This is a genomic window from Leptolyngbya sp. FACHB-711 (genome assembly GCF_014695615.1).
Lineage (GTDB): Bacteria > Cyanobacteriota > Cyanobacteriia > Elainellales > Elainellaceae > Leptolyngbya_A.
Map to the genome: position 1 here is coordinate 1 of NZ_JACJOR010000068.1, position 4,725 is coordinate 4,725.

Sequence of the window (4,725 nt, forward strand, 5' to 3'; positions counted from 1 at the left end):
ACTTTTGATGCTCTAGCCTCTATCTTATCGACCGATGGGCTGAGCCGCAGTCCTTCATTTTTCATCTTCCTCGCAAAACTTTCTGAGAGAAGCGGTGAATCAACCTCACATTTGTTACATTTCGTAATATGCGTTAAGCTAAAAAGTACGAATTTACTGGTGAAAATGCTCGATTCCCAATCATCTCCTGACCCGGAGTTTCTCAAAAACCTGCTTCAGCCCCTTTTAGAAGACTTTCAATACTGGTTCAATCGATCGCGCACTTTATTAGAGTCTGAGACGATCGAATTTCTCACTACCGAACAACAAGCAGGCCTCCTGGTCCGGGTGCAGCAGGCGCAGCGAGAAGTTGCAACGGCTCAGATGCTGGTTAACCTCACCGAGGGACAGGTGGGCTTAGACACTGCCATTCTGATGCCTTGGCACCATTTGGTGACGGAGTGCTGGCAGGTCGGAATGCGCTACCGGACTCAGAAGGCAGACCGGCGATAGAGGGCAGGATGGATGACGAATCCTCCTAAAATCTGAGAAACTAAAGGAAGATAACTTTTAAAAAACTATTGTGTATAGTGTGAACGAGTGGAATTGAGCAGAGAATAGTGAAACGCCTGGCAAAGAGGGCTGACATTTTCTGCTCATACCGATAGCAAGTGCTGACAGTCAAGCTCGGCAGTCAGTCCCAACAATCGGTTTCGAGATTAAGGCGCATCTGATTTCTGAGAGATTTGGTCTGGAGGCAAGCTTTTATGTTTCATTTGCTTTACATTTTTGCCTTTACCATCCTGGCATTCCTGGCGGTTGGCAATCTCATTCGCAGCATGATGATGCTGGGCATCGATTCTCAGCGATCCTACGGCAACGGCAGACAAAATCGCCGCTACGTTACACCCCATCCTGAACTGCTTGATGATGCAGGCAATCTCAGTAAGGAGCCGTACTTGGTGATGCGATCGATTAGTGTTGAGGATGCCCGCGAACGGCTGGATGCCCTCTTCAATGCTTCCCCTGGCGGACAGGACGATCCTTCTGAAGAAACCCGCTAAGCGATCGCGCTCGAATGGAATTCTCAGAAAAACTTATCCAATGCGGCATTTACGGTCGTTGATATCAAGCTAAGTTCGTTTCTATCCCGCAAAATTCCCTGGCGATTGTTGCAGCTTAAAGGCAGCTCGCTGGGGATAATTAATTTTATTGATAGATAATTAATTGGCAGCTGGAGCTATGGGGCTAAGACAATACGCTGCTGCGCTAAGCAGGGCAAGAGCAACTTAGGACGGTAAAGATTGCTGCTGCCGCAGGTCAAGACTATCTGCCAGACTTGGCTCGTCCCAATCCAGCGGTGAACTCTGGTCTGAAGGCAAAACGGTGACGATTGCAGGCGTTGTGGCTTCTGCGGTTTTGGGATTACTCGTTGTTTGAACCGTTGTCTGAGCCATTGTCTGGACCAGGGCTGGCTGAGCGATCGGAGCTGGCTGAACCTCAGGAGACGTGGCGGCAGCAAGTTGCTTTAATGCAGCAGACTTCACCACAGGCGGTCTTCCTGACTTGCTTTCTAATCTAGGAATGGGTCGATGCGGACGCAGCGCATGGGATACTAGAACCCCACTTATCGCCATGCTCAGGGCGGTCGCCCCCAATAGCACGATCAGCAAACTGGGTGCTTGAGAAGGCTGATAAAAGTCGCGATCGTCTAAAGCTGCACCGGGTAGACCCGTCTGCTCAAAATCAATGGCTCCATTCGTCGACCTCCCTGGTATTGGTTCTGCAGGCGGAGACGGTGAAATTCCCGATTCGGGTGGAGCTTCAGCCGTAGACGGCACAGCAGGAGCAGAAGAAACCGTTGCAGGAGAAACAACTGTCGGGTCAAGCAGCGATCGGGCTGCCAGCGTTGCCGCAACGAGCAGAATCGCCCATAGCCCAAAAACAAGGAGAAAGCCAGGATGGTGCGATTGCTTTAGCAAAGAGGTTAACCCCGGTGGGCGAGAACGCCGAGGGTGGGGCTGTGACAGTGGAGAATTTGAACGACCTGCTCGGGTCTGACGTGGATTTGATGTGCCTGACCGATGACGAACATTTGCTCTGGTTTGCTGCCGGACGGTTTGCCTGCCCATCGCTCTCAGCCCTACTCACTGCATCCCAAATCAACTACATCGATCACCCACTTCGTTACAGGCGTTTGATCCTGCTACGTTTATTCTATTCGTTTCACCAATTTGTGGGTAGGGGACAGAGGGGTGCGGTAGATGCAGCAGACTATGAATCGCCTTTGAGGGCAAACTGGATCAGTCGATCGACAAGTTGCGGATAGGCAATTCCACTCGCCTCCCACATCATCGGATACATGCTGGTTGCCGTGAACCCGGGCAGGGTATTAATCTCGTTAATCAGGATTTCTCCGGTCTGCTCTACGTAAAAGAAATCGACCCGCGCAATGCCTGCTCCGTCGATCGCCTGAAACGCCTGAATTGCCATTTCCTGAATCCGTGCCGTTACGTCCGGCGGCAGTTTTGCCGGAATTTGGTGGCTCGACTGCCCTGGTGTGTACTTGGTTTCGTAGTCGTAAAAGTCGCTGCTAAAGATGATTTCCCCTAGCACAGAAGCCTTCGGCTGATCATTACCCAAAACCGCGCATTCTACTTCTCGCGCTGTTACGCCTGCCTCGACAATGATGCGGCGATCGTAACTGGCAGCACTGTCTAGCGCGGCTTCTAGCTCGGCACGGGTGCGGACTTTGGCAATTCCAACAGACGAACCAAGATTAGCAGGCTTAACAAAGCAGGGATAGCCTAGATTTGCTTCTAACCGATCGCACAGTTTAGGAAACACACAGGGATTCGACCAGACCTCTGCTCGCGTCACCGTCTCATATCTCACCTGCGGCAGCCCGACCTGAGCAAAAACGCTTTTCATCGCGATCTTATCCATCCCCACCGATGAAGCCAGCACCCCAGAACCCACAAAGGGAACCTGCATCAGCTTCAGCAAGCCCTGAACCGTTCCATCCTCGCCGTTCGGACCATGCAGAACCGGAAACCAAACATTCACTGTTGCAGCATCAGACGGCAAATTCCACAGTTTGGCGCGATCGAAATTCTCGTCATTCAGGGCAAGCGGCACACCCGAATCGAGAACCTGCTGAGCGATGTCTCCGCCTTGCCAGCAGCCGTCCTTCTGAATGTAGAAAGGCAGCAGCGTATATTTTTCTGGATTGGGAGCGGTTGCCAGTGCCCGGGCGATCGATTGAGCAGACCGAATCGAGACTTCGTGTTCCCCCGATCGTCCGCCAAAGAGCAAACCGACGCTAAGCGTGTTTATAGGCGTGGTCATGGATTTCTTTCTCCCGCTCACCTCATCGCAGATAGCCTATCACAACCCCACAATTTTGCTGCGCTATGCGGATAAACAATAAACCTAATTTGGAAGAGCCTTGTCGCCCTAGGCAGCAGCATCAGAAGCAGCCTGCGAATCGGGAGATCAAGCTCAAGAAAACGCAGTTAGCTTTTGCTTCAGCCAGATATCCTCTTTCGCAAGCAGGTAACGCGGGTCGGAATAGATTGCAATGGCCCGATTGTATGACTCCAGGGCAGACCCATAAGCCTGCATTTCTGCCAGCAGCAGCCCGCGATTAAACCAGGCTTGATGATAGTCAGGGTCGATCGCCGTTGCCCGGTCGTAGCAAACCAGGGCTTCCGCTTTGCGATCGATTGCAGATAACGCATTACCGCGGTAGTTCCAGGTGTGGCAATTGCGTGGTTCGAGCTTTAAAGCGCGATCGAATGCCGTTAAAGCAGCGTCATACTGCTCCTCAACACAGAGGACACAGCCTTGCTTCTGCCAGGATTGTGCAGAATGAGATTCAGAGAAAGAAGACATCAAATGAGACATCAAATGTAGATTGCTAGTGAGGATAAATGGCAGACCGGGAAGTGCCGCAGTCTTAATATCAAACTTAGATCACTGGAATTAAAACAGGGGTCAAGGGCTTCGCCTCAGCGTTAGCAGGAAGCCTTTAGACTCGCCTAGCGAGCAGGCAAATGGGCAGGTGGGACATCGACGCGGGCAGGGCGTTGGTATTTCGTCTGTGCAAGGTCTGGGTGGGTATCGCTTCGCTCTACGAACTCGATCGACGGGGCGGTTGTTGCAGTTGAATTGAACTGGAATTGAACTCAGAATTCGATCGCTAAAAATGCAACAGAAACTGATGGAAGAATTGATAAAAGAATAAGCGGCAATTTGCTAATCAAAAATCAGGTTTTTCATCGGGTTTCGGTTAATTAAGCAATGAAGATCTATCTTTCAACGCAGGCAGGGCTTCCATCGTTTGAGGGAGGACGAGGATCGAGCGCGTTCACTAATATTACCTTGTGAATCACGCAGTCCAGAGGAATTTAAGCATGAGCGAAAATGCTTTGAACGATCAGAATCAGGAGCGAGTAACAAGACAGCCCGCCGTTCCTGAAGAAGTCGATCCGCAGCAGTTGAAAGAGCAGCGGGAAGAACTGAGACGGGAAGGCAACAATCTGACCGCTAACCCTGGCGATCGAATCGACGACTCCAAGAGCTTGCAGGAAAAGGCTCAGCAGGTAGCAGTCGATGCACCGGACATCACAGGCGATCACATTGTGGTTCCGGCTTACTTTGTAGTAGATGAGCCAGACGGATCGCAAAAAGCACTGCACCACGTTAAAGATGCAGAAGAAATCTCAGATGTGATTCGGCAAGCTC

6 protein-coding genes are annotated in these 4,725 nt (G+C 51.2%); 3 read left to right on the plus strand and 3 right to left on the minus strand.

Annotated elements, in window-relative coordinates; translation table 11 throughout:
• Positions 1-165: 165 nt before the first annotated feature.
• Together H6F80_RS01595 and H6F80_RS01600 are read left to right on the plus strand one after the other, a co-directional pair.
• A complete protein-coding gene (locus H6F80_RS01595) occupies positions 166-492 on the plus strand; it encodes a DUF2605 domain-containing protein (RefSeq protein ID WP_190789871.1) in 327 nt (108 codons plus the stop codon).
• 254 nt (positions 493-746) lie between these two features.
• On the plus strand, positions 747-1,043 hold the full coding sequence (locus tag H6F80_RS01600) for a DUF2973 domain-containing protein (RefSeq protein WP_190789872.1): 297 nt from the start codon (positions 747-749) through the stop codon (positions 1,041-1,043).
• Positions 1,044-1,268: 225 nt separating this feature from the next.
• On the opposite strand, the gene H6F80_RS01605 is transcribed toward H6F80_RS01600, so the two are convergent.
• The 3 genes from H6F80_RS01605 to H6F80_RS01615 form a co-directional block, all read right to left on the minus strand.
• Positions 1,269-1,961, minus strand: coding sequence for an RAD23 family protein (locus tag H6F80_RS01605; RefSeq protein ID WP_190789873.1), 693 nt, complete (start codon positions 1,959-1,961; stop codon positions 1,269-1,271).
• Between the two features lie 292 nt (positions 1,962-2,253).
• Positions 2,254-3,327 (minus strand): D-alanine--D-alanine ligase family protein, encoded by a 1,074-nt coding sequence (locus H6F80_RS01610; protein WP_199296307.1) that lies wholly within the window; start codon positions 3,325-3,327, stop codon positions 2,254-2,256.
• A gap of 153 nt (positions 3,328-3,480) precedes the next feature.
• A complete protein-coding gene (locus H6F80_RS01615) occupies positions 3,481-3,873 on the minus strand; it encodes a tetratricopeptide repeat protein (protein WP_242067108.1) in 393 nt (130 codons plus the stop codon).
• A gap of 521 nt (positions 3,874-4,394) precedes the next feature.
• On the opposite strand from H6F80_RS01615, the gene H6F80_RS01620 reads away from it, so the two are divergent.
• A partial coding sequence (locus tag H6F80_RS01620) for a hypothetical protein (RefSeq protein WP_190789875.1) occupies positions 4,395-4,725 on the plus strand: 331 nt, incomplete at its 3' end.

Coding starts and splice junctions, on each gene's coding strand:
- H6F80_RS01595 (WP_190789871.1), top strand. CDS start 166: ATGCTCGATTCCCAATCATCTCCTGACCCGGAGTTTCTCAAAAACCTG.
- H6F80_RS01600 (WP_190789872.1), top strand. CDS start 747: ATGTTTCATTTGCTTTACATTTTTGCCTTTACCATCCTGGCATTCCTG.
- H6F80_RS01610 (WP_199296307.1), bottom strand. CDS start 3,327: ATGACCACGCCTATAAACACGCTTAGCGTCGGTTTGCTCTTTGGCGGA.
- H6F80_RS01615 (WP_242067108.1), bottom strand. CDS start 3,873: ATGTCTTCTTTCTCTGAATCTCATTCTGCACAATCCTGGCAGAAGCAA.